Genomic DNA, 24,740 nt, shown 5'->3' on the forward strand with positions numbered 1-24,740 from the left:
CCGCCCTTACCTGCCGACGAGCGCGACCAGACCGAGGCTGAGCGACGGCACGAAGGTGATAACCGTCAGCCAGATCAACAGACCGATCATGAACGGCCAGCACGCGCGATAGGCAAGATGGATCGGCGTGTTGGTCACCTGTGCGGCCGTGAACACCAAGACCGCAAGCGGCGGGGTCAGCGCGCCGATGCACAGATTGGCGACCATGATGACGCCAAAATGGATCAGATCGACATTCGCCGCCTTCAACACCGGCACGAGCAGCGGGATCAGGATCACCATCGAGGCGATCATTTCCATCGCCAAGCCGACGAACAACAGGAACAGATTGATCGCCAGCAGCAGCAGCCACCACGTGCCCGCGAGGCCGCCGAGGATCGCCGTCATCTTCTGCGGCACTTGTTCGATGATGAGCGCGTAAGCGAAGGGCGCCGAGGCCGCGATCACCGCCATGATCGTCGTCGTTTCGATCAGGGATTCGCGGATCGCGTGAACGATCGTCATGCCCTTGGCCGCGCGATAGATATACATGCCGCAGAAAATCGAATAGGCCGCCGCGATGGCACCCGCTTCGGTCGTCGAGAACACGCCGTAGCGGATGCCGCCGACGATGATAACCGGCAAAACGAGTGCGGGCAGCGCGTTGCGGAACGCCTTGCCGCGCACACCCGGGGCCGGACGCGGGCCGCTATCGCCGATGCCGCGCCGGCGGCATTCGAAATAGACGACCACCGACAGCGTCAGCGCCATCAGCAGGCCCGGCACGATCGTCGCGGTGAACAAGGCCCCCACCGACACCGTCGCCATCGCGCCGTAAATGATAAGGCCGAGGCTGGGCGGGATCATATTGGCGAGGATCGAGCCCGCACTCGTCAGCGCCACGCCGAAGGGCTTGGGATAGCCGCGCTTTTCCATCGCGGGCACCATCGTTTTGGCCAACGCCGCCGCATCGGCGGTCGACGAACCCGACACACCGCCCATCAGCGTGTTGGTCAGCACGTTGACCTGGGCAAGGCCGCCGCGGAAATGGCCGACCAAGGAATCCGCCAGCGCCACCAGGCGTTCGGTGATGCCGCTCGCATTCATCATGCCGCCCGCGAGCATGAAGAATGGGATGGACAGCAGCAGATAGTCCATCGAGTTCGTCAGGCTTTGCGGCACGGGCAGCAGCGCCAGCGAGCCCTGCGGCATGAACGCGACGAACGTACCGAAAATAAGCGAATCAAAGATCGGCACGCCGATCAGCATGAAGCCGATCGCCACGGTGACGAGCGGCAGCACGACGCCGAACGAGCCGACGAAGGTATGGCCGATCGCGGATTCGAGCAGGAAATAGAGCACGGCACCGGCGATCGTGGTCGCGAGACCCGAGAGCCAGGAGCGGAAACCCGCGACCGGTTCCAGCACCAGGAAGAACAAGGTCGCCGCCGCGCCGGCGGGCACGGCGAGATAGAGATACTTGTACGACCATTGAAGCGCGGGTGAGACGTAACTCGCGTTGGCGACCAGATCGGCCCCGCAGAAAAAAAGGAACACGGCGCTGCACGACGAAATCGCGCGCGCGAAGGCGGCGTGGACACGCCGCCCGTCGTCGGAGAGCGCGCGCGGCACCATTTCGATCGCGATATGCTTGGCGCGCCGCGCCAGCAATCCCAGCGACAACAGCACGAACCAGGCGAAGGCGAAACGTCCGAACTCCTCGGGCCAGCTCAGCGACGCGTTGAGCACATAGCGGAAGAAGACCTGCAACAGCGCCACCAACACGGTGATGCTGAGCACCGCGACGCAGAGCGTTTCGAGAACGCGGTCGGCGACAAGGCTGATACGCGCGGGCGCGCCGTTGGCGGGCGTCGCGAGACTGTCGGAGGAGGAGGACATGGGAACCGGACTTCCGAAGGCGGATGAATTCGCCCGAGTAAAAGAACGGGCGGCGGAATCGCTTCCGCCGCCCGGTGTATCAGTCGGACTTCAAGCGACGAGGCCGCGGATCTTGTCGATCATCGCCTTGGTCGCCGGGCTCTTGGACGCGAACTCGGCGAAAAGCGGCTCGGTCGCCGCGCGCCACGCGGCCGTGTCGCCGGCCGTGCGCACGGTGATGCCGGAGGCCTTCAGCTCCTCCAGCGTCGCGGCCGTGTTGGCGCGATTGACGCGGCGCTGCTCGGCGAAGGCGACCTTCGCGGTGTCGCGCACGATCGTCTGCAATTCCGCCGGCAGCGAGTCGAGCCAGCGCGCGTTGACGCGCGTCGCCTTGGGCAGGAACCAGTGGTTCGTGAGCGTCATGTTCTTCGCCTGCTCGCCCCACTTGAAGCCCTTGATCGAGAACACGTCGGCTTCCAGCGCGTCGATCAGACCGGTCGACAGCGCGTTGTACTGCTCGGCATAGGCGAGCGGCGTGGGGTTCGCACCCAGCAGCTTCCAGAAATCGACCCACACTTTCAGCTCGGGCACGCGGATTTTGAGGCCGCGCAGATCGGCCATCGTGGCGACCGGGCGCTTCGACAGCACGTGACGGAAGCCGACCTCGCCGTAATCGAGGAACTCGACGCCGGTCTTGGCGCGCGCGATGGCGGAGACTTCCTTGCCGATGTCGCCCTGCAACACGCGGTCGACATGCGCCTCGTCGCGATAGATGAAGCCCGGCGCGCCGCCGGTCGCGGCGATTTCGGGCGCCACCGATTCTTCCGTATCGGGACCGCCGGTCGTGGCCTGGATCGTGCCGAGACGATTCTGCTCGATCATCTGGGTGTAGCTGCCGAGCTGGCTGGCCGGGAAGTGCTGCGCGTCGATACGACCGCCGCTCTTCTCGTTCATCGCCTTGCCCCAGGCTTCGAAAGCCATCGTCAGCGGCGAGCCGATCGCTTCGGAATGGCCCATGCGGCAGACGAATTTCTGCTGCGCCAGGACGGCGGGGGCGGCCAGCGCCGACAAGCCAATGGCGGCCGAGCCGGTCGCGAGCATCGAACGGCGCGAAATGCCGCGCGTATTACCGTGGGTGCGCATATTTCCTCCCTTGAGCGCCGTCCACGGGACGAACCGGGCGGCATTTTCGTGACGCGCAGACGATGCGCGCGTAAACGTTTGCGGTCAAGGGGTTTGATAAGACAAAAATATTGTTATTTTTCAGATATTTATTTTGCGCAAACATTTGCACAGTCGATTGCGCAATCCGTGCAACAGCGCCCAAACGCACGAATCCCGTTCGCCATCAGGCGCCCGAACGCAACAAAGCGCAAGACCGATTCGTCGATAATCGATGAAATGATCGCCCCGCTTGTCGAATGCGAAAAATCGTGCAAACGATTGTCCTGACGACGGAGGATTCGAATGACGCGGCCGACGAAAATGAAAGACATCGCACAGGCGCTGGGCCTGTCCGTGGCGACGGTGTCGCGCGCGCTGGCCGGTTCGTCGCGCATCAGCGAGGCCACGCAAGCGCGCGTGCGCGAAGCCGCGGAGCGCGACGGCTATGTCGTCGATCTCGCCGCGCGCACGATGCGCAGCGGAACGTCGTCGATCGTCGGATTGCTGCTGCCCGATATCGAGAACGATTTCTATTCGACCGCCGCCAAAGCGATCGCCGATTGCTGCCGCGAGCGCGGCGCGCAGCTCGTCCTTGCCGTTACCGGCGACGACGCGGATCTCGAGCTTCACCATTTGCGCAATCTTTGCTCGGCGCGCGCGCTCGGCATCATCATGATTCCGTCGATCGCGCCCGCGGCCGAAACCTATCGCTTGATGCGCAGCGTGCCGCTCGTCCAATTCGTGCGCGAAAGCGCCAAGGTCGAATCCGATTGGTTCGGCATCGACGATGCGCAAGCCATGCGTCTTGCGGCCGAACATCTGATCGGTCTCGGCCATCGGCGCATCGCCTATATCGGCTCGACGCTCGCCATTTCCACCGGCCGCGCGCGCCTCGCCGGGTTCCGCCGCACGCTGGAGGATGCCGGGATCGAACCGATCGACGAGTTGCTGCACTCGGGCAGTTGCGACGCGGAGTTCGGCGCCGCGGCGATGGACAAGCTGCTGTCTTTGCGCCAACGCCCGACCGCCGTCGTCACGGCGGGGGCGCGGATTTGCGTGGGCGCTTACGACAGCGTGCGCGCCCACGGCGTGGACGTGCCGCGCGATCTTTCCTTCGTCGGCTTCAGCGACGCGCCGATGCTGAAATGGTGCGGCCCCGGCATCACCACCGTCGCGATGCCGGTGCGCGATTTGGCGCTGGCCACCACCGACCATCTGTTCCGCAAAGTGGCGGAAGGCAAACGCAAGGACGAAGCGTTCTGCAAGGTCATGCTGCGTCCCACCTTGGTCGAACGCCGCTCGACCGCGCCCTTTGTGGAACCGCCCCAGCGCCGCCGCGCCGTGCCCGTCGATATGATCGCCGCGAAGTGATGCGGGTTCTCCGGCGTTCGGATTATCGCGTCGTCAAATGGAAGAACGGCCTTGGCGAAACCGCCGAGATCGCGATCCATCCCGCCACCGCCGACCTCGCGACTTTCGAATGGCGTCTGAGCATGGCGCGTGTGGCCACCGGCGGACCGTTTTCCGTATTCCCTGCGATCGACCGCCATCTCGCGATTTTGTCGGGCGACGGCATCGCGCTCACGCTCGGCGACCAGGCGCCGATCAAATTGACGCAAGACACGCCGCCCCTTGCCTTTCCCGGCGACGTGCCCGCCTCGGCCGAATTGCTTGGGCGTCCGGTCACCGATCTCAACGCGATGGCGCGGCGGGGCTTGGGCTACACGCCGTCGATGACGCGGCTCGATCTCGACGGCGAAACCACGATCGATAAGACGACGCGGTTTCTGCTGATCCATTGCGCGACCGGCGCCACCGACGCGCTTGGCACGGGCGACACGTTGATCGTCGAAAATGGCCCGGCGATCCTTCGCGGGACCGCCGGGCTTTACGTCATCACGTTCTAATTGCCGAGAATGCCCGGCAAGCGCAGCTGGTGCTGCTTGGCGCAGGCGATCGCGTCCTCGTAGCCCGCATCCGCGTGGCGCCACACGCCCGACGCCGGATCGTTCCACAACACGCGCTCCAAGCGCTTCGCGGCCTCCGGCGTGCCGTCGGCGACGATCACCATGCCGGCATGCTGGCTATAGCCCATGCCGACTCCGCCGCCGTGATGGAGGCTCACCCAGGTGGCGCCCGACGCGGTGTTGACCAGCGCGTTCAGCAGCGGCCAATCCGACACCGCGTCGGAGCCGTCGCGCATCGCTTCGGTCTCGCGGTTCGGGCTCGCGACCGAGCCCGAATCCAAATGATCGCGGCCGATGACGATCGGGGCTTTGAGTTCGCCCTTCGCGACCATCTCGTTGAACATCAAACCGGCGCGATGGCGATCGCCCAAGCCGATCCAGCAGATACGCGCCGGCAAGCCTTGGAACGCGATGCGCTCGCGCGCCATGTCGAGCCAGTTGTGCAGATGCTTGTTCTCCGGGAACAAGCGCTTCATCGCTTCGTCGGTCTTGTAGATATCCTCCGGATCGCCTGACAGCGCACACCAGCGGAACGGCCCGATGCCCTTGCAGAACAACGGGCGGATATAAGCGGGCACAAAGCCGGGGAACGCGAAGGCGTTCTCCAAGCCTTCGTCGCGCGCGACCTGGCGGATGTTGTTGCCGTAATCGAGCGTGGGCACGCCCGCGTTCCAGAACCCGACCATCGCAGCGACATGCGCCTTCATCGAGGCGCGCGCGGCTTTCTCGACACCCTTCGGATCGGTTTCCTGGCGCGCACGCCATTCGCCGAGCTTCCAGCCGAGCGGCAGATAGCCGTGCAGCGGGTCATGCGCCGAGGTCTGATCGGTGACGATATCGGGCCGGCCGTTGGGCAGTTTCTCGCCCGCCTTCATCCGGCGCAGAATCTCGGGGAACACTTCCGCCGCGTTGCCGATCAAGCCGACCGAGCGCGCCTGCCCCGCTTTCGTCCAGCGTTCGATCATCGCCAGCGCTTCGTCGAGGCTATGCGTTTTCTCGTCGCAATAGCGCGTGCGGATGCGCGCATCGACGCGGGTCTCGTCGCATTCGACGGCGAGGCAGCAAGCCCCCGCCATCACGGCCGCCAGCGGCTGGGCCCCGCCCATGCCGCCCAGACCGCCGGTCAAAATCCATTTGCCCTTAAGGTCGCCCTTGTAATGCTGGCGGCCGGCTTCGGCGAAGGTTTCATACGTGCCCTGCACGATGCCTTGCGTGCCGATATAGATCCACGAGCCCGCCGTCATCTGGCCGTACATCATCAGGCCCTTGCGATCGAGCTCGCCGAAATGGTCCCAATTGGCCCAGCGCGGCACGAGATTGGAATTGGCAATCAGCACGCGGGGTGCATCGGCATGCGTGCGCACGATCGCGACGGGCTTGCCCGATTGCACGACCAGCGTTTCGTCGCCTTCCAGCTTTTTAAGGCTGGCGACGATCGCGTCGAAATCCTTCCAGGTGCGCGCCGCGCGCCCGATGCCGCCATAGACGACCAATTCGTGCGGATTTTCCGCCACGTCGGGATGCAGATTGTTCATCAGCATCCGCATCGCGGCTTCCGTTTGCCAGGATTTGGCGGTCTTTTCCGGCCCCGTCGGGGGGTAAATATCGCGGGAATTATGGCGCGGATCGGTCATGTCGAACCCCCTTGTCATGTGCGCGGTTATAGATAATAACTATATACATATTATCCGAGTCAAGGACCCGTGCGCATGAGAGGGGCCGAAATCAATTCCTGGCAGGCGGTGCAAACGGAAGTGCTGCGCCGTATCCGCGCGCATATTTGGCGTCCCGGCGACGCGATTCCGCACGAGGAGGCGCTGGCCGAGGAATTCGGCTGTGCGCGCGCCACGGTGAACCGCGCTTTGCGCCAATTGGCCGAGGACGGATTGCTCGATCGCCGCCGCAAGGCGGGCACGCGCGTGACGCTCAATCCGTCGCGCAAGGCGAAGCTCGACATTCCCGTGCTGCGCGTCGAGATCGAGGGCAAAGGCATGCGCTATTTCCACGAACTCGTTTCGCGCGAGATCGCAGCACCCCCGCTCGCCGCCCGCGCGCGGCTTCAGGCGAAGCAAGGCGAGGAACATCTGCATCTCGTTGCGCTGCATCTGGGCGACGACGCGCCCTATGTCTACGAGGATCGCTGGATCAATCTCGCCGCCGTGCCCAAGGCGCGCAAGATCGACTTCACCGAAATCAGTGCGAACGAATGGCTGGTGCGCAACGTGCCCTTCGAAGGCGGCGAGATCGCCTTTTCGGCGATCGTCGCGGGCAAGCGCGACGCCGCGATTTTGCGCTGCGCGCAAGGCGATGGGCTGATGGCGATCGATCGCATCACGCGGCGTGCCGGCCAAGTCGTCACCGCCGTGCGCCAGATTTTCAAGCCCGGCTACCAGCTGCAAGCGCAACTCTGAGGACACCGTCATGACCGTCACGCTCCGCCCCGGCCACGTCACGCTCGATCAACTGGCCTCGATCTATTGGCGGGGCGAAAACGCCGTGCTGGATCGCGGCGGCGACGCGCGCATCGAAGCGGCCGCCGCGCGCGTCGCGTCGATCGCGTCGGGCAACGCGCCGGTCTATGGGATCAATACGGGCTTCGGCAAACTCGCCTCGATCAAGATCGCGGTCGCGGACACCGCGACGCTTCAGCGCAACCTGATCCTGTCGCATTGCTGTGGCGTCGGCGCACCGATGCCCGAGAACGTCGTGCGCTTGATCATGGCGCTGAAGCTGATCTCGTTCGGGCGCGGCGCTTCGGGCGTGCGGCTCGATCTCGTGCGCCTGATCGAAGCGATGCTCGACAAGGGCGTCACACCGCTCATTCCCGAAAAAGGCTCGGTCGGCGCTTCGGGCGACCTCGCGCCCCTCGCCCATTTCGCCGCCGTCATGATGGGCGAAGCGGAAGCCTTCTATCAGGGCGAGCGTCTTCCGGGCGGTGAAGCGCTGAAGCGCGCGGGCCTTGAACCCGTTGTCCTCGTCGCCAAGGAAGGCCTTGCGCTCATCAACGGCACGCAAGCCTCGACCGCGCTCGCCTTGGCCGGGTATTTCCGCGCCAAGCGGGCGCTGGCCGCCGCTTTGGTAACGGGCGCCATGTCGGTCGACGCCGCGATGGGATCGTCCGCGCCCTTCGTCGAGGGGATCCACACATTGCGCGGCCATCGCGGTCAGATCGACACGGCGGCGGCGTTGCGCGGGCTGCTCGAAGGCTCGATCATCCGTCAAAGCCATCTCGACGGCGACGAGCGCGTGCAGGATCCGTACTGCCTGCGCTGTCAGCCGCAGGTCGATGGCGCCTGTCTCGATCTTCTGCGCCAAGCCGGCGCGACGCTGGAAATCGAAGCCAACGCGGTGACCGACAATCCGCTGGTGCTACCCGACGACAGCGTTGTGTCGGGCGGGAATTTCCATGCCGAGCCCGTCGCCTTCGCGGCCGACCAGATCGCCATCGCTGTGTGCGAAATCGGCGCGATCGCGCAGCGGCGCATCGCCCTGCTGGTCGATCCCGCGTTGAGCTACGGTTTGCCCGCGTTCCTCACGCGCAAACCCGGGCTCAATTCCGGCTTGATGATCGCGGAAGTGACCTCGGCGGCACTGATGAGCGAGAACAAGCAGATGTCGCATCCCGCGTCGGTCGATTCGACGCCGACATCGGCCAATCAGGAGGATCACGTCTCCATGGCGTGCCATGGCGCACGCCGCCTCCTGGCGATGACCGAGAATCTCTACGGCATTCTCGGCATCGAGGCGTTATGCGCGGCGCAAGGCGTCGAGCTGCGCGCGCCGCTGACGACCAGCAAGAAGCTGCAAGCCGCGATCGCGACATTGCGCCACGCGGTCCCCGCGCTGGACGAGGACCGCTATATGGCGCCCGATCTCGCCGCCGCGACCGCATTGGTCGCGAACGGCAAGATCCCCGAGAGCGTGAACGACGACGCGATCGCCGCCCTCGCGCATTGAAGCCTTACTGGGGTTTCTTCTCCGGCTTCTTTTTCGGCGGCATGCCGATGCGCGTGGTGCCGCCGAAGGCCGGCGGATCGCTGGCCGGGAAACTGTCTTCCAGCGCTTCCTCGACCGGATCGATGTCGTCGGGGTGACGCGCGGCCTTCTCCTTCTCCGCTTCCTTCAATGCCGCGTCCTTGCGCGGCTTGGGCGTCGGGATCTTCGTCGTGCTTTGGGGGTGAGTCATGATGGCTCTCTCCTTCTGCCTCGGATTGACGACGATCCATCCCGACCACGCGACGGCCGACGGCGCAACCGGGAAGCCGCGCATGGCGGCCGGCGCAAAGACGCGGCGCTCATCGTTGCGGCCGTTAGACGCAATCCCCGAAATGGAATTTTCGCGCGGCCGCATTCCTTCCCGCAAGTTCGCGGATGTTTTCCCGCGGCACTGGCACGGCGACTTTGCGGCGAAAGAGCGGCGCGTCAGCCCATCTTATGGGCGGGCACGTCGCCGATCTCGGCCATCTTGGCTTCCAGCAGCTTGGTCATCCGCGCGATCTCGGCCTTATAGGCCGGGTCCGCGTGGACGTTGAACAGCTCCAGCGGATCCTTCTCGCAATCGAAGAATTCCCATTCCGGCGTCTCGCCGCCCGGAAGCGTGCCGGCGAGACCGTAGCCCTGGTTGTACCAGTAGATCAGTTTGTAGCGATGATCGCGGATGCCGTAATGGGCGTAGGCGTTGTGGAACTCATCGCGATGCATCCAATAGCGATGATACGCGTATTGCGGCCAATCCGCTGGCGCCTTGCCGCGCCAGATCGGGCGGATACTGCGCCCTTGCATGTAACTCGGCACCGGCAAGCCGGCGAGATCGAGCCAGGTCGGCGCGAAATCGACGTTGTTGAAAATGTCGTTCGACACGGTCCCCGCCGGAATCTCGGCCGGGTAGCGCGCGAGGAACGGCATCTGGAACGATTCCTCGTACATGAAGCGCTTGTCGAACCAGCCATGCTCGCCCAGGAAGAAGCCTTGGTCCGACGTGTAGATGACCAGCGTGTTCTGCTTAAGGCCGTTGGCGTCGAGAAAATCGAGGATGCGCCCCACGCTTTCGTCGACCGACGCGATCGTGCGCAAATAGCGCTGCATATAGCGCTGGAATTTGAACTCGTCGTATTCCCGCTGGGTCTGGAACGTGAAGACCTCGCCCGTATCCTTGTCGATCAGACGCAGGCCGCGCACGTCCTTGGGCTTGGGCAGCTTGCGCACATTCATCGACGCCAGCAGCAATTCGCCGACCTCCGACCCGCCATCGGGCTGGACGAGGCCGAGATCGAGATAGGTCATGTCGTCGGCGATGCGCATGCGCGCCGCCGAGGCCGCCTTCGCGCGATTCTTGTAATCGTCGTCGAACGTGTCGGGCAGCTTGATCGGATCCTTGTAGGAATCGCGATACTTGGGATGCGGCTCCCACGAGCGATGCGGCGCCTTGTGATGGCACATCAGGAAGAAGGGCCGCGACGCGTCGCGCTTTTCCATCCAGTCGATCGACATATCGGTGATGATGTCGGTGACGTAGCCCGGATAGCGCCGCTCGCCGCCCGGCTCGTGGAACAGCGGATCGTGATAATCGCCCTGGCCCGGCACCACGGCCCAGGCGTCGAAGCCCGACGGCTCGTGCGGGCGGCCTTCGCCCAAATGCCATTTGCCGAAAATCGCGGTCCGATAGCCCGATTGGCGCAAATGCTTGGCGACGTTGGGCAGGCGGTTGTCGATCGAATCCGCCAGCGTCATCACGCCGTTCACGTGATTATAGGTGCCGGTCAGAATCGCGGCACGGCTGGGCGTGCAGATCGAATTGGTGACGTAGCAGTGATTGGCCCGCAAGCCCTCGCGCGCCAGCCGATCCATGTTCGGCGTCGCGTTGATGCCGTAGCCGTAGCAGCCGATCGCCTTGGAAGCGTGATCGTCCGCCATGATGAACACGATATTCGGCCGCGCCGCTTTCGACATCCGTATCTCTCCCTATGCGCCGGGTCTCGAAACCGGACCCTGGCGCCCGCCTCTAGCGATTGACAGGGGCACAGCTTATCGATTTAATTCCCACCAAGGAATAATTAAATGGGAATGCCCGTCGCCCCTGCCCGCAAACTCGACCGCCGCGCCGCAAGCCGGCCGCGCCGCAAGCCGGCCGCGCGCGGCGTGCGCAAAGACACGCCGGTCGAACGCTTACGCGTCCATCACCGGATGGAAGCGTTGCTGTGCCTGCGCGATCGCGGTTCCATGTCGCAGATCGAGCTGTGCGACGCCCTGGGCCGTTCGACCACGACGATGAGCAAGGTGGTGACGGAGCTGGAGGCGCTGGGCTGGGTCGAAGCGGCGGGCAGTGCGCGCCCGCGCGAGCCCGGCCGCCCGCGTACCGTGCTGCGCCTCAACCCCGCCGCGTGCGAAACCTTATGCCTGTCGCTGGAACCCGGCCTCGTGCGCAGCGCCGTCGTCGGGCTCGACCTTGTCGCCCGCGACGCGCGCGAGGATGCGCTGGCGCTGTCGGATGGCGCGCCGCAAGCGATTCTGCGCCGCCTGACCGATTGGATCCGCACGCGGCTGGCGGACCTCGCGCGTAAACGCTGCCGCCCGGCCGCCGTGGTGCTGGTCATGCCCGGCATGACCGACACGAAGCTGCGCCATATCCGCGTTTCCTATCAGCTCGGCTGGCGCGATCTGCCGCTTGCCGACCATATCGAATCCAAGATCGGCATTCCCGTCATCGCGCACAACAACACCCGCGCGATGGCCTTCGCCGAGTTCCGCCACAAGCATCTCGACGCCGATCAGCCGATGCTGTTCGTGCAGGCCAAATACGGCGTGGGTGCTTCGATGCTGAACGGCATCACGCCGAGCCCGCACGGGCATTACGGCGTCGCCGAGCTTGGCCATCTGCGCATGGGCGAAAACCGCTTCGCCGATCGCGTCGCCACGGACGGCACGCTGGTCGGCGTGCTGCGCGAGCCGTATCTGCGCGACGTGCTCGATTGTCGCGACATGAAAATCCAGATCGTCGAGGAGATGGAGCGGCGCGCGAACGCGAAGGACAAAGTCGCCGTCGCGCTGTTCGACCAAACGATCGCCAATCTGGCGCTGTGCCTTGCCGTCGCGATCAATCTGCAGAACCCGTCGATCGTCGTGCTGGGCGGCATCTATGCCGGTCTTTCGGACGCGACGCTGGAGCGCTTGTTGACCGAGATCGCCCGCAACGTGCCCGACGAATTGATGCAGCCGGTGCGCCTGTCGCGCACCGCGCTGGGTCCCGCCGGCGCCATTCAAGGCGCGGCGATCGTCGGCTTCGACCGCTTGCTGCGCCAGCCCGACACCTACCGCGCCGTGGAGGCGACATGACTGAGACCGCGATTCCCGACGACGGCCTCGCCCGGCGCCATGCGCTGCGCGAACGCGAGATGCGGCGCAAGCTGCTGGCGCTGAACCTGCTCGCGGCGGTATTGGGCTTGGCGCTGTGGTCGCTGCTCAGCTTCATCGATCTCGCGGGCCTGCCCGGCCCGCTGTCGGTCGCGGCGCGCGCGGTCCAGTTGATCGCCAACGGCCAGTTGTTCGTCGATCTCGCCGCCTCGGTCCAGCGCGTGCTGCTGGGCTTCGCGATCGGCACGGCCCTCGCCATTCCCATCGGCTTCCTGATGGGCTGGTACACTTGGGCGCGCGGGCTTATGGAGCCTTACGTCCAATTCTTCCGCACCATTCCGCCGCTGGCGATGATCCCGCTCGCCATCGTGTTCCTGGGCATCGGCGAAGTGCCGAAGGTCTTCGTCATCACGCTGGCGGCGTTTCTGGTCAGCGTCATCTCCACCTATCAGGGCGTGGTGAACGTCGATCGCGTGCTGATCAACGCCGCGCGCGTGCTGGGGGCGGGCGATGCGGCCGTGTTCCGGCGCGTGATCGTCCCCGCCTCGACGCCCTTCATCCTGGTGGGCATGCGCACGGGGCTGGGTGCCGCTTGGTCCACGCTGGTCGCCGCCGAACTGATCGCCGCCCAGCAAGGCCTCGGCCACCGGATGCAGCAGGCGCAAATCTATTACGATCTCGAAACGATCTTCGTGGCGCTGATCACGATCGGCATCACCGGCCTGTTGATGGACCGCGTGCTGCTGTGGCTCGACCAGCGTTTGACCGTGTGGCAGGAGCGCCGATGACAACGCCGAAAATCCAATTCGCGCGCGTGTCCTGCGCCTTCGTGCTGCAAGGCCAGGAATTCCGCGCGGTCAACGATCTCGATCTCGACATCGCGGACGGCGAGATCGTCACACTGGTCGGCCCGTCAGGTTGCGGCAAATCCACGCTGATGAATATGGCGGCGGGTTTGCAGGAACCCACCGGCGGCGAAGTGCGCGTCGACGGCAAGCCCGTCGCGGGCCCCGGGCCCGAGCGCGGCGTGATCTTCCAGCAATACGCGCTGTTCCCCTGGCTGACGGTCGCGCAGAACGTCGGCTTCGGGTTGGAGATCAAGGGCGTGCCCGCGCAAGAACGCGCGCGCATCGTGGCGCGCTGCCTCGACCTCGTCGGCTTGTCGGCCTTCGCCGATGCGCTGCCCAAAACCTTGTCGGGCGGCATGAAGCAGCGCTGCGCCATCGCGCGCGCCTATGCGGTCGATCCCGCCGTGCTGCTGATGGACGAGCCCTTCGGCGCGCTGGACGCGCTGACGCGCGTCAACATGCAGGAACAATTGCTCGCCACCTGGGCGCGCGACAAACGCACCATTCTGTTCATCACCCACGATGTGGACGAGGCCGTGTTCCTCGCCCATCGCGTGGTGGTGATGGCCGCGCGACCGGGCCGCATCCACGAGATCGTCGATGTCGATCTGCCCTATCCGCGCACCGAAGACATCCGCCTGTCGCCGCGCTTCCAGGATTTGCGCAATCGCGTGTGGCACGCGGTCTATCACCAGCACTGAAAAACCGAACCATAACCGGAGGAACCCCATGACCAAGACGAACCATATCGGCCGCCGCACGCTGCTGAAATCGGCCGCGGCCGGTGTCGCGATCGGCGCCCTTGCCGCCCCCGCCGTCGCCCAGGCGATCCGCGTGCGCATCGGCTATATCGGCGATTTCCACGGCGCGTCGCTGACCGCCGTCGCCAACAATCTCGACCTGTGGAAGAAGTACGGCCTGACGCCCGACATCAAGGGCTTCACCAACGGCCCGATCCAAATCCAGGCGCTGGGCACCGGCGATCTCGATTTCGGCTATATCGGGCCGGGCGCGTTGTGGCTGCCGATCACCGGCCGGGCCAAGCTGGTCGCGATGAATGTCGTGGGCTTCTCCGACCGCGTCATCGCCCAGCCCGCGATCAAGCGCATCCAAGATCTGCGCGGCAAGACCGTGGCCGTGCCGGAAGGCACGTCGGGCGACATGCTGCTGCGCCTCGCGTTGCAATCGGCCGGCATGACGGTCGACGACGTGAAGCGCGTCAGCATGGACCCGGCGACGATCGTAACGGCGTTCGCGTCCGGCCAAGTCGAAGGGGCCGGCATCTGGTATCCCCACGTCGCCACGATCAAGACGCGCGTGCCCGCGTTGAACGAGCTGTTCACCAACAAGGACGCGCTGCCCAAGAACAGCTTCCCCAGCAGCTTCATCATGCGCAACGAGCTCGACGCACCGGCGAGCAACGGGCTTGTCGACGCGATGATCCGCCTGCTGAAGGACGCCAACGACCAGCGCCACCAGAACGTCGGCCGCGCGGTCGATTGGACGGCCGCGATGCTGGGCGCGCCGAAGGCCAATCTCCAGGCCGAGGCGGAGTTCGCGCAGTACTATACGAGCGCCGAACTTTCTAAATTGTCGGAAGACGGCACGGTCGATAGCTGGCTCAAGGGCATGAACGAGATGTTCAAGACCTTCGGCCGCGTGCCGGAGGTCGTCGACCCGAAGAATTACTATCTGGGCGCGCGCTACGCGTCGGTGAAGTAAGCCTTCCGGCATATCGTTGCGGCCAAACGGCCCCTCGCTTCGCGGCGGGGGGCCGTTTTCGTTTGTTCGTAATCGCTTATTTCATTTTTACGTCGCCATATCATCGCCAAATTCGATTGATACGACCGATAAAGCCCGTTGGACGCATAGGGCCATGCCGTTCGATGCTTCGGCCACGGTCCGGCATCGGACCGGCGATTTTACAAATCATTCAGTGGAGAAACAGATGGGCTCGCAAACCGAAAAACCGGCCGCCGGGAAATGCCCCTTCGGACATACCGGCAAAACCAATCAAGCCTGGTGGCCCGAGCAGCTGAATCTTCAGATGCTGCATCAGCACTCGGAATTGTCCGATCCGATGGGGCCGGATTTCGACTACGCGAAGGAATTCCAAAGCCTCGATCTCGACGCCGTGGTCAAGGATCTGCACGCGGTGATGACCGATTCCAAGGATTGGTGGCCAGCGGATTTCGGCCATTATGGCGGCCTGTTCGTGCGCATGGCTTGGCACAGTGCCGGCACCTATCGCATCGCCGACGGGCGCGGCGGTGCGGGCGACGGGCAGCAGCGTTTTGCACCCCTGAATAGCTGGCCCGACAACGTCAATCTCGACAAGGCGCGCCGCCTGTTGTGGCCGGTGAAGCAGAAATACGGCCGCAAGATCTCGTGGGCCGATCTGATGATCCTAGCCGGCAACGTCGCGCTGGAATCGATGGGCTTCAAGACCTTCGGCTTCGCCGGCGGGCGCGCGGATACGTGGGAGCCCGATCAGTCGGTCTATTGGGGCCCGGAGACCAAGTGGCTCGACGACCAGCGCTATAGCGGCGACCGCGATCTCGAGAACCCGCTCGCCGCCGTGCAGATGGGTCTGATCTACGTCAACCCCGAAGGTCCGAACGGCAACCCCGATCCGGTCGCCTCGGCGCGCGACATCCGCGAGACATTCGCGCGCATGGCGATGGACGACGAGGAAACCGTCGCGCTGATCGCCGGCGGTCACACCTTCGGCAAGACGCACGGGGCCGGCGACGCCGCGAAGGTCGGCGCCGATCCCGAGGCCGCGACGATCGAAGCGCAAGGCTTCGGCTGGGCCAGTTCGCATGGCACGGGCAAAGGCGGCGACGCGATCACCAGCGGTCTGGAAGTCACCTGGACCTCGACGCCGGTGAAGTGGAGCCACGACTTCTTCACCAATCTGTTCAAATACGATTGGGAACTGACCAAGAGTCCGGCCGGTGCGCATCAATGGCGCCCGAAGAACAACGCGGGTGCGGGTACGATCCCGGACGCGCATGACGCGACCAAGCGTCACGCGCCCGCGATGCTGACCTCGGATTTGGCGCTGCGCTTCGATCCGGCTTACGAGAAGATCTCGCGCCGTTTCCTGGCCGATCCCGCTGCGTTCGCCGATGCTTTCGCCCGCGCTTGGTACAAGCTGACCCATCGCGACATGGGCCCGCGCGCGCGTTATCTCGGCAAGCTGGTGCCGAAGGAAGTCCTGCCCTGGCAGGATCCGATCCCGGCGGTCAATCATAAACTGGTCGATGCGGCCGATATCGCGGGCCTGAAGGCGAAGATCCTGGCGAGCGGCTTGACGGTGTCGGAACTCGTTTCCGCCGCCTGGGCCTCGGCCTCCACGTTCCGCGGCTCGGACAAGCGCGGCGGTGCGAACGGTGCCCGCGTGCGCTTGGCGCCGCAGAAGGATTGGCCGGTCAACGACCCCGCCCAGCTCGCCAAAGTTTTGGCGGCGTTGGAGAAGGTGAAGGCCGAGTTCGACGCAAGCGCCAAGAACGGCAAGAAAATCTCGATCGCCGACCTGATCGTGCTCGCCGGCACTGCGGCCGTCGAAAAGGCGGCGAAGGATGCGGGCGTGGAAACGACCGTTCCCTTTACGCCGGGCCGCGCCGACGCATCGCAAGAACAGACCGATGTGCCGTCCTTCGCACCGCTGGAACCCGTCATCGACGGCTTCCGCAACTTCGTGAAGGGCAAAACGCGCGTGCCCGCCGAAGTGGCGCTGATCGATCGCGCGCAATTGCTGAAACTGACCGCGCCCGAAATGACGGTGCTGGTCGGCGGCTTGCGCGTGCTCGGCGCCAATGCCGGCGGCAGCAAGCACGGCGTGTTCACCGACGCGGTCGGCAAGCTGACGAACGACTTCTTCGTCAACCTGCTCGACATGGCTTACGAGTGGAAGCCCGCGGGCGACGGTGTTTACGAAGCGCGCGAACGCAAGACCGGCAAGGTCAAGTGGACGGGGACGCGCGCCGATCTGGTCTTCGGTTCGGACTCGCGCTTGCGGGCCGTTGCCGAAGTCTACGGCGCGGCGGATGCGAAGAAGAAATTTGTCGCCGATTTCGTCAAAGCCTGGACGAAGGTGATGAACGCCGACCGCTACGACCTCGCCTAAGCGCGCGGTTTACGGCCGACATTGGACGCCCGGCCCTCGGCGACGAGGCCGGGCGTTCTTTTGAGGACGGCGGCGAGATCGGTGCGCACCGCTTCGATATGCGCCTTCAACAGCGCCAAGGCGCCGGCCGCGTCGCGCTTGCGGCACAACGCGGCGAGTTCGCGATGTTCGCGTCCCGCTTTCGCGAGGCCCTTGGTCGACGACAATTGCAAACGCGTATAGCGATCGCTGGTTTGCAGCAAACCCGCGACGATCGCGGCGGTCTTGGGCAGTTTGGCGCCAGCGTAGAACGCGAGATGCAGCTCCGCGTTCAACCCGCCTGAAATCGAGATATCGCCCGACGCGACCATCCGATCGAAGGCTTCGCGCGCCGCATCGATCCGCGCGAAATCGGCGTCGGTTAGATTCGGAATCGAATCGGCGAGCAGCCGTGCCTCCAACGCGACGCGAAGATCGAACACGTCGTCGACCTCCGCCATCGAAATGCCGGTGACGACGGCGCCCTTATGCGGCTCGATCTGCACCAAGCCTTCGGCCTCGAGCTGGAACAGCGCCTCGCGCACCGGAATCCGGCTGACGCCGAAGGACGCCGCCAGCGCGTCCTGGCGCAATTGCGCGCCGGCCGCGTATTCGCCGCCCAGGATCGACCGGCGCAGCTGGTCGGCGATCGCCGACGACAAGGTCCGGTGAGTCAACGCGTTGGCCATGATTCGCGAATCTATCCCCGTCGCGTGAAGAAGGCTATTGACTCGGAGATTTTATACAATCTACATTCGCCGAAACAAGCACGAAGGGAAGCTCCATGGCCGCCAATCCGTTCCTCGGTACGATTCCGGCGTTGATGACGCCCTGCACCAAATCGCGCGAACCCGATTTCGACGCCCTGGTGCGCACCGGCCAGTCCTTGATCAAGGCCGGCATGAGTGCGGTGGTCTATTGCGGCTCGATGGGCGATTGGCCGCTGCTGACCGACGAAGCGCGAATGATCGGCGTGGAACGCCTGGTCGCCGCCGGCGTGCCGACGGTCGTGGGTACGGGTGCGCAAAACCCCGCGCGCGCCGCCGCCCTCGCCGCCCATGCCAAGAAGGTCGGCGCGCATGGCTTGATGATCATTCCGCGCGTGTTGTCGCGCGGGCCTTCGGTCGCCGCGCAACGCGCGCATTTCATGGACGTGCTGGAAGCCGGCAAGGGCCTGCCCTCGGTCATCTATAACAGCCCCTATTACGGCTACGAGACCAAGGCCGATCTGTTCTTTGAACTCAACGCCAAGCATCCGCATCTGATCGGCTTCAAGGAATTCGGCGGGGCCGCGTCGCTCACCTACGCCGCCGAACACATCACCGGCCGCGACAAAAATCTGATGCTGCTGGTCGGCGTGGATACGCAAGTGTTCCACGGCTTCGTCAATTGCGGCGCCGTCGGTTCGATCACCGGGATCGGCAACGCGCTGCCCGAGGAAGCGCTGCATCTGGTCGCGTTGTGTCGCAAGGCGGCCGCGGGCGACCCCATCGCCACGCAGCGCGCGTTGGAACTCGATCGCGCGCTCGGCGTGCTGAACAGCTACGACGAAGGCCCCGATCTGGTGCTGTACTACAAGCATCTGATGGTCCTCGCCGGGTATCCGGAATACACGCTGCATTTCAACCCGGCCGACGAACTTTCGGCCAGCCAGCGCACCTATGTCGACGCGCAGTGGAAGCGCTTCAAGACGTGGTACGCGACCTGGCGCCCGCTCGGCCCGTGAGCGGCAAGGCCGCCCTCGTTATCGGCGGCGGTTTCGTCGGGGCCGCCGCCGCGCGACGCCTGCAACAAGCGGGCTTCGCGACGACGCTGATCGATGCGGGCGATCCGTCGCGCGCCGCGTCGTTCGGCAATGCGGGGCATCTCGCCAGCGAGCAAGTCACACCGCTCGCCTCGCTCGCCACGCTGCTGTCGCTGCACAAGCGGCTTTACAGCGCGGGCGGCCCCGCCGCTTTCCCGCCGCGCGATATCGGCGCTTGGCTGCCTTTCGGTCTGCGTTTGATCGCCGCTTCGACGCCATCGCGTTACGAGGCGGGCTCGCGCGCGCTCAAAGCCATCGTCGCCGCCGCTTTGCCCGCCTGGCATCGCTTGGTCGGCGAGATCGGCGCGGCGGATCTGATCCGCGAGCAGGGCCATTTCGTCGTCTGGGAGAAACAAGCGACCGCCGCTGCCGGTATCCGCGCGGCCTGCGCCACCGACTACGGCTACGCCGCCGCGCGCGAAGCGACCGGCGAAGAACTGGCGATGCTCGGCCATCGCCTTGCGATCAAACCCGCCGGCGCCGTGCGCTATACCGGCACGGGTCAGGTCATCGATCTGCAAGCCTTGCGCGGCAAGATCGACGATTCCTTCCGCCAAGCGGGCGGCATCAAGCTGACCGGCACTGTCGCGCGACTGGAAATCGAGAATGGCATCGCGCGTGCCATCCTCGCCGACGGCACAACGCTGAACGCCGACCATATTCTGGTCGCGGGCGGCGCGTGGTCGGGCGAATTGTTGCGCGGGCTGGAAGGCCCCGTCCCGCTGATCGCGGAGCGCGGCTATCACATCGACACGACCCTGACCGACGCCGAATGGCCGCGCGACTTGCCGCCCATCGCCTTCGGCGACCGATCCGCGATCATCACGCGCTTCGCCAATACGCTGCGTATGACCAGTTTCACCGAGTTCTCGCGCATCGACGCGCCCAGCGATCCGCGCAAATGGGCAAAGCTCGACGCCCATGCCGCCGCCGTCGGCGTGCCCAAGGGCTCGGCGCGCACGCGCTGGATCGGCAATCGCCCGACATTGCCCGACTACATTCCGGCGATTGGGCGCTCGCGCAAGGCGGGCAATTTGCTTTATGCATTCGGACACCAGCATCTCGGCGTGACCCTGGCGGCGATCACCGGGGAACTCGTCGCGGCGCTGGCCGCCGGCACGCAACCATCGATCCCGCTCGCCCCCTACGATCTCCAACGCTTCGGATAAGGTCCGGCCCATGCGCGTCATCGACTCCCACACCGAAGGCGAACCCACGCGCGTCGTGATCGACGGTCTGCCGGATCTGGGCAAAGGCAGCATGGCCGAGCGGCGCAGGATCTTCGCCGAGAAGTTCGACCATGTGCGCAGCTTCGCGGTGAACGAGCCACGCGGCAACGACGCGGTCGTGGGGGCCTTGCTGTGCGAACCGGTCGATCCGGCGGCGGCGGCGGGCGTGATCTTCTTCAACAATGTCGGCGTCATCGGCATGTGCGGCCACGGCACGATCGGCTTGGCGGTGACGCTGGCGCATCTGGGCCGGCTCAAACCCGGCACGCATCGCTTCGAAACGCCGGTCGGCGACGTGACGGTCGATCTTCTCGGCCGCAACGAAGTCGAGATCGAGAACGTCCCCGCCTATCGCTATCGCAAAGCCGTCGCGGTCGACGTGCCCGATATCGGTACGGTCGTCGGCGATATCGCTTGGGGCGGAAACTGGTTCTTCCTGGTGTCGGACGCGCCCTATGCGCTGACGATGAGTGCCATCCCGTCGCTGACGCGCGCCGCCGATGCGACGATGCGCGCCCTCGCCGCCGCCGGCATCACCGGCGAGGACGGCGGCAAGATCGACCATGTCGAGTTTTTCGGCCCGCCCGCCGATCTGAATGCGAACAGCCGGAACTTCGTGCTGTGCCCGGGCGGCGCCTATGACCGCTCGCCCTGCGGCACGGGCACGAGCGCCAAGCTCGCCTGCCTCGCCGCCGACGGCAAATTGGCGCCGGGCGCCGAATGGGTGCAGGAAAGCATCGTCGGCAGCCGCTTCCAGGCGAAATATCGCCCAGGTCCTGACGGGCGGATCATCCCGCGCATTCGCGGCCGCGCCTATGTCGTCGCCGAAGCCACGCTGCTGCGCGACGCGAACGATCCCTTCGCCGACGGCATGCGGAGCGGCGAATGAATCTGGACGCGCTCGTCGCCTTCGCCGAAACGCTCGCGGACCAAGCCGCCGCGATGCTCGACGCGCGCTCGCATGCGGCGGCGCAGACCAAGCCCGACAAGTCGTTCGTCACCGAGATGGATCTCGCGATCGAGGAACGCTTGCGCGCGATGATCGCCGCGGCCTATCCCGATCACGGCGTGCTGGGCGAGGAATTCGACGCCAAGACGCCCGACGCGGATTACGTCTGGATTCTCGATCCGATCGACGGCACCGCGGCCTATGTCGTCGGCATGCCGGTCTACGGCACGCTGATCGCCCTCGCCCATAAGGGCAAGCCGGTGCTGGGCGTGATCCATTTCCCCGCGACCAAGGAACGCTGGGTGGGGGCGAAAGGCCGCCAAACCACGCTGAACGGCAAGCCGTGCGAAACGCGCAAGGGCGAAACGCTGGCCGATGCGATTCTATCCGCCAGCAATCCCGATTTCTTCGACGTGGAAGCCAAGAAGCCGCTGGCGGCGTTGAGCGACGTCACCGCGTGGCGTGTCTATGGCGGCGCGGCGCTGAGCTACGGCCGCCTTGCGCAAGGGCGCACCGATCTGGCGATCGACGCCGGCCTCAAACTTCATGACTACGCCGCCTTCGTGCCGATCCTCGAAGGGGCCGGCGGAATCATCACCGACTGGAACGGCGACGAATTGACGATCGCCAGCGGCCCGCGCGTTCTCGCGGGCGGCGATAAGCGCCGCCACGAGGCGGCTTTGAAAATCGTGCAGGGGGCTTTGGCAAATGGCGGGAATCCGCATCGATAATCTGGTCGTCGGCTACGGCGCCGAGCCGGTGATCTCCGGCCTGTCGCTCGACATCGCCGACGGTTCGCTGTTCACGCTGCTGGGCCCGTCGGGCTGCGGCAAGACGACGCTGTTGCGCACCATCGCGGGCTTCATTCCCGTGCGGTCCGGCAAGCTGTTCTTCGGCGATCGCGACGTGACCGACCTGCCTGCCTATCGGCGCGACATCGGCATGGTGTTCCAGGATTACGCGTTGTTTCCCGACAAAAGCGTCTACGACAACGTCGCCTATGGCTTGCGCGCGCGCAACGTGCCCGAAGCGACGATCAAAACCACCGTCGGCGAGTATCTGGAGCGCGTGGGCTTGAGCGCTTTCGCGCAACGCATGCCCGCCGCCTTGTCGGGCGGTCAGCGCCAACGTGTCGCCTTGGCCCGCGCGCTTGCCATCAAGCCGACCGTGCTGCTGATGGACGAGCCTTTGTCCAATCTCGACGCCAAGCTGCGGGTCCAAGTGCGCGAGACGATCGCCGATCTGCAGCGCCAAGTCGGCATCACCACCGTGCTGGTGACGCATGACCAGGAGGAAGCGTTGGCGCTGTCCGACCGCATCGGCTTGTTGCGCCTGGGCACGCTCGAACAGGTCGGCGGGCCCGAAGACCTTTATGCGCGCCCCGTCTCGGCCTATGTCGCCGATTTCGTCGGCGCGGCGAACACGCTGAACGTCGAACTTTCTGCGCCGACGAGCGCGGGCGCCCTTGCCCATGTTGCGCTGGATGGCGCCAACTTGCAGGCTTTTGCACCCACCGCCTTGCCCGCCGGCAAGGCCGTGCTGATCGCGCGCGGCGAAACGCTGAAGCTGGGTCCCGCCGCCAACGACGTGAACAGCATTCCCTGCACCGTCCGCCGGCGCCAATATCTGGGCGGACGCACCAGTTTCCGCGTGGCGACCGCATCGGGCCGCGAGATCGTGATCGAAGCGCATGGCGCCGTCCCCGGATTGGCCGCAGGCGATGCGGCTTCGTTGCGCTTCGATCCCGCGCAGACCTTGGTGGTCGCGTCGTGACCCGCCCCTTCAAGGACATCTGGTTCGTCCTGTCGGCGGCCACACTCGCACTCTTCGCGCTATTCCTGCTCTATCCGCTGCTGAACGTGCTGAGCGCCAGCCTGTCGGCCGGGGCGGGCGGGCAATCGGGCTGGGCGACGCTGGTGAACGATCCGCGCTACAGCTCGGCCGTCACCAACACGCTGCTGCTTGGCGCCATCGTCACGGTCACGTCAACATTGATCGGCGTGCCGCTCGCCTTCGTCGCGGCACGTTTCTCGTTTCCCGGTAAGGCGCTGATCGCCTTGCTGCCGATGACGACGTTGATCGTACCCGAGGTGATCGCGGCGCAAACCTGGCTGATGATCCTGGGCAATAACGGCTTCGTCACCCGCGCCTTCGCGGAATGGGGAATCCGCCTGCCGTCGTTCTACGGCTGGTTCGGCCTGATCACGGTGATGACGTTCGTCTACTACACTTACGTCTATATCGGCACGCTGGCGGCAATCAAAGGCTTCGACTCCCAATTGGAGGAAGCCTCGCAGAGCCTGGGCGTGCCGCCCGGCCGCACCTTGTTGAAAGTGATGGTGCCGGTCGTTGCCCCGTCGATCCTGGCGAGCGCGTTGCTGGTCTTCACCCTGGTCGTCGGCAACTTCGCCGTCGCGACGATTCTGGGCCAGCGCGTCTATCTCCTGTCGGTGCTGACCTATCAGAGCTTCGTGTCCGAAGTCGGCACGAACCCGGTGATGCAGAGCACGCTCGCCTCCGTCTCCATCGGCATCGTCGCCTGCGCGCTGTTCGTCCAGCGCTGGATCGTGTCGCGCGGCCGTTACGAGATCGTGCAGGGGCGTGGCGCCAAGCCAAGTCCACTCGCCGGCTTCGCTACGCTGCCGATCGCCTTGGGCGCCGCCTTCATCATGATCGTATCGCTGCTGCCGCTCGTCACCATCGTCGCGGGCGCCTTCACCCGCGCGCGCGGCCCCGTGATGCGCTGGGGCGAATGGACGACCGCCAATCTGGAGCGCGTGTTCCTGTCCGCCCCCGATCCCATCGTCAACACGCTGATCTTCGCCGGCATCGCGACGGTGCTGAGTCTGCTGATCTCCACCGTTGTCGGCTTCCTGGTCGTCAAGAAGCGCAACGCGCTCACGCCCGGCATCGATTATCTGTCGGCGTTGCCGCTCGCGCTGTCCGGCACGGTGCTGGGCATCGGCTTGATGATTTCGTTCAACGGCAGTTTCCTACCGCTCGCCGGAACGGGCGCAATCATCGTGGTCGCGTATCTGATCCGCCGCCTGCCTTTCGGTATCCGCAACGCATCCTCGACGCTCTATAATATCCCCAACTCGATCGAGGACGCGTCGATCAGCCTAGGCGTGCCGCCGTTGCGGAGTTTCTTCAAGGTCGTCTTTCCGCTGATGCTGCCGTCGATCGCGGCGGCGGCGGTCCTCGTCTGGACCACGACGGTCGCGGAACTTTCCGCGTCGGTCGTCGTCTATTCGGCGGGGCAAGAGACGATGCCGATCCAGATCTTCCGTCTGATCGATTCCAATCTGATGGCGCAGGCCTCGGCCTACGGGCTCGTCCTGGTCGGCGTCATCCTGATCCCGATCCTGATCGCCACCACCGTGTTCAAGATCGATCTTTTCGCCGCCAAATAAAAACAGAGG

At 65.1% G+C, this 24,740-nt stretch carries 21 protein-coding genes; 15 read left to right on the top strand and 6 right to left on the bottom strand.

Going from position 1 to position 24,740, the window contains the following annotated elements; all coding sequences use genetic code 11:
* Positions 1–6: 6 nt before the first annotated feature.
* Both J0H39_21875 and J0H39_21880 read right to left on the bottom strand, forming a co-directional pair.
* Positions 7–1,878: a TRAP transporter large permease subunit gene (locus J0H39_21875; protein ID MBN9499413.1), complete on the bottom strand. Its 1,872-nt coding sequence runs from the start codon at positions 1,876–1,878 to the stop codon at positions 7–9.
* Between the two features lie 90 nt (positions 1,879–1,968).
* Entirely contained in the window at positions 1,969–3,000 is a 1,032-nt protein-coding gene (locus J0H39_21880) for a TRAP transporter substrate-binding protein (protein ID MBN9499414.1), read from the bottom strand.
* 324 nt (positions 3,001–3,324) lie between these two features.
* On the opposite strand from J0H39_21880, the gene J0H39_21885 reads away from it, so the two are divergent.
* Together J0H39_21885 and J0H39_21890 are read left to right on the top strand one after the other, a co-directional pair.
* On the top strand, positions 3,325–4,392 hold the full coding sequence (locus tag J0H39_21885) for a LacI family DNA-binding transcriptional regulator (GenBank protein ID MBN9499415.1): 1,068 nt from the start codon (positions 3,325–3,327) through the stop codon (positions 4,390–4,392).
* The gene (locus tag J0H39_21890; GenBank protein ID MBN9499416.1) at positions 4,389–4,928 is read left to right on the top strand and encodes a HutD family protein; all 540 of its coding nucleotides are present in this window, start codon (positions 4,389–4,391) and stop codon (positions 4,926–4,928) included. Before J0H39_21885 ends, J0H39_21890 begins: the two co-directional genes overlap by 4 nt.
* Here the strand turns inward: J0H39_21890 and J0H39_21895 are convergent.
* Positions 4,925–6,622: a urocanate hydratase gene (locus tag J0H39_21895; GenBank protein MBN9499417.1), complete on the bottom strand. Its 1,698-nt coding sequence runs from the start codon at positions 6,620–6,622 to the stop codon at positions 4,925–4,927. The genes J0H39_21890 and J0H39_21895 overlap by 4 nt on opposite strands.
* Positions 6,623–6,697: 75 nt before the next feature.
* Between J0H39_21895 and J0H39_21900 the strand changes: the two genes are divergently transcribed.
* Together J0H39_21900 and hutH are read left to right on the top strand one after the other, a co-directional pair.
* Positions 6,698–7,399: a UTRA domain-containing protein gene (locus J0H39_21900; GenBank protein MBN9499418.1), complete on the top strand. Its 702-nt coding sequence runs from the start codon at positions 6,698–6,700 to the stop codon at positions 7,397–7,399.
* A 10-nt stretch (positions 7,400–7,409) separates the two neighbouring features.
* Entirely contained in the window at positions 7,410–8,945 is a 1,536-nt protein-coding gene (gene hutH / locus J0H39_21905; GenBank protein MBN9499419.1) for a histidine ammonia-lyase, read from the top strand.
* Between the two features lie 4 nt (positions 8,946–8,949).
* Here hutH and J0H39_21910 read toward each other — a convergent pair whose 3' ends face one another.
* Together J0H39_21910 and J0H39_21915 are read right to left on the bottom strand one after the other, a co-directional pair.
* Positions 8,950–9,339, bottom strand: coding sequence for a hypothetical protein (locus J0H39_21910; protein ID MBN9499420.1), 390 nt, complete (start codon positions 9,337–9,339; stop codon positions 8,950–8,952).
* 71 nt (positions 9,340–9,410) lie between these two features.
* Entirely contained in the window at positions 9,411–10,937 is a 1,527-nt protein-coding gene (locus J0H39_21915) for a sulfatase (GenBank protein ID MBN9499421.1), read from the bottom strand.
* A gap of 108 nt (positions 10,938–11,045) precedes the next feature.
* On the opposite strand from J0H39_21915, the gene J0H39_21920 reads away from it, so the two are divergent.
* The 5 genes from J0H39_21920 to katG all read left to right on the top strand — a co-directional run bounded on the left by J0H39_21920 (position 11,046) and on the right by katG (position 17,318).
* The gene (locus tag J0H39_21920; protein MBN9499422.1) at positions 11,046–12,320 is read left to right on the top strand and encodes an ROK family transcriptional regulator; all 1,275 of its coding nucleotides are present in this window, start codon (positions 11,046–11,048) and stop codon (positions 12,318–12,320) included.
* Positions 12,317–13,126, top strand: coding sequence for an ABC transporter permease (locus tag J0H39_21925; GenBank protein MBN9499423.1), 810 nt, complete (start codon positions 12,317–12,319; stop codon positions 13,124–13,126). Before J0H39_21920 ends, J0H39_21925 begins: the two co-directional genes overlap by 4 nt.
* Positions 13,123–13,887 carry an ABC transporter ATP-binding protein gene (locus J0H39_21930; protein MBN9499424.1) on the top strand — a complete coding sequence of 255 codons (765 nt, stop codon included), beginning with the start codon at positions 13,123–13,125 and terminating at the stop codon, positions 13,885–13,887. Before J0H39_21925 ends, J0H39_21930 begins: the two co-directional genes overlap by 4 nt.
* A 28-nt stretch (positions 13,888–13,915) precedes the next feature.
* A complete protein-coding gene (locus tag J0H39_21935; protein MBN9499425.1) occupies positions 13,916–14,908 on the top strand; it encodes an aliphatic sulfonate ABC transporter substrate-binding protein in 993 nt (330 codons plus the stop codon).
* 226 nt (positions 14,909–15,134) lie between these two features.
* Positions 15,135–17,318, top strand: coding sequence for a catalase/peroxidase HPI (gene katG, locus J0H39_21940; GenBank protein ID MBN9499426.1), 2,184 nt, complete (start codon positions 15,135–15,137; stop codon positions 17,316–17,318).
* Here katG and J0H39_21945 read toward each other — a convergent pair.
* The gene (locus J0H39_21945; GenBank protein MBN9499427.1) at positions 17,315–18,025 is read right to left on the bottom strand and encodes a GntR family transcriptional regulator; all 711 of its coding nucleotides are present in this window, start codon (positions 18,023–18,025) and stop codon (positions 17,315–17,317) included. The two genes, katG and J0H39_21945, sit on opposite strands and share 4 nt — an antisense overlap.
* Before the next feature lie 95 nt (positions 18,026–18,120).
* Here J0H39_21945 and J0H39_21950 point away from each other — a divergent pair, with 95 nt between their 5' ends.
* From J0H39_21950 to J0H39_21975, 6 genes are read left to right on the top strand one after another with little or no spacing between them, the layout of a single operon-like run.
* A complete protein-coding gene (locus tag J0H39_21950) occupies positions 18,121–19,062 on the top strand; it encodes a dihydrodipicolinate synthase family protein (protein MBN9499428.1) in 942 nt (313 codons plus the stop codon).
* Positions 19,041–20,309 (top strand): FAD-binding oxidoreductase, encoded by a 1,269-nt coding sequence (locus J0H39_21955; GenBank protein MBN9499429.1) that lies wholly within the window; start codon positions 19,041–19,043, stop codon positions 20,307–20,309. Before J0H39_21950 ends, J0H39_21955 begins: the two co-directional genes overlap by 22 nt.
* Before the next feature lie 10 nt (positions 20,310–20,319).
* Positions 20,320–21,258, top strand: a complete 939-nt coding sequence (locus J0H39_21960; protein MBN9499430.1) for a proline racemase family protein — start codon at positions 20,320–20,322, stop codon at positions 21,256–21,258.
* Entirely contained in the window at positions 21,255–22,049 is a 795-nt protein-coding gene (locus tag J0H39_21965) for an inositol monophosphatase family protein (GenBank protein ID MBN9499431.1), read from the top strand. The genes J0H39_21960 and J0H39_21965 overlap by 4 nt, the downstream gene beginning before the upstream one ends.
* Complete coding sequence (locus tag J0H39_21970; protein MBN9499432.1) at positions 22,027–23,091, top strand: ABC transporter ATP-binding protein; 1,065 nt, start codon at positions 22,027–22,029, stop codon at positions 23,089–23,091. The genes J0H39_21965 and J0H39_21970 overlap by 23 nt, the downstream gene beginning before the upstream one ends.
* The gene (locus J0H39_21975) at positions 23,088–24,731 is read left to right on the top strand and encodes an iron ABC transporter permease (GenBank protein ID MBN9499433.1); all 1,644 of its coding nucleotides are present in this window, start codon (positions 23,088–23,090) and stop codon (positions 24,729–24,731) included. Before J0H39_21970 ends, J0H39_21975 begins: the two co-directional genes overlap by 4 nt.
* Positions 24,732–24,740 lie beyond the last annotated feature (9 nt).

It is taken from the genome of Alphaproteobacteria bacterium (assembly GCA_017308135.1).
Lineage (GTDB): Bacteria > Pseudomonadota > Alphaproteobacteria > CACIAM-22H2 > CACIAM-22H2 > Tagaea.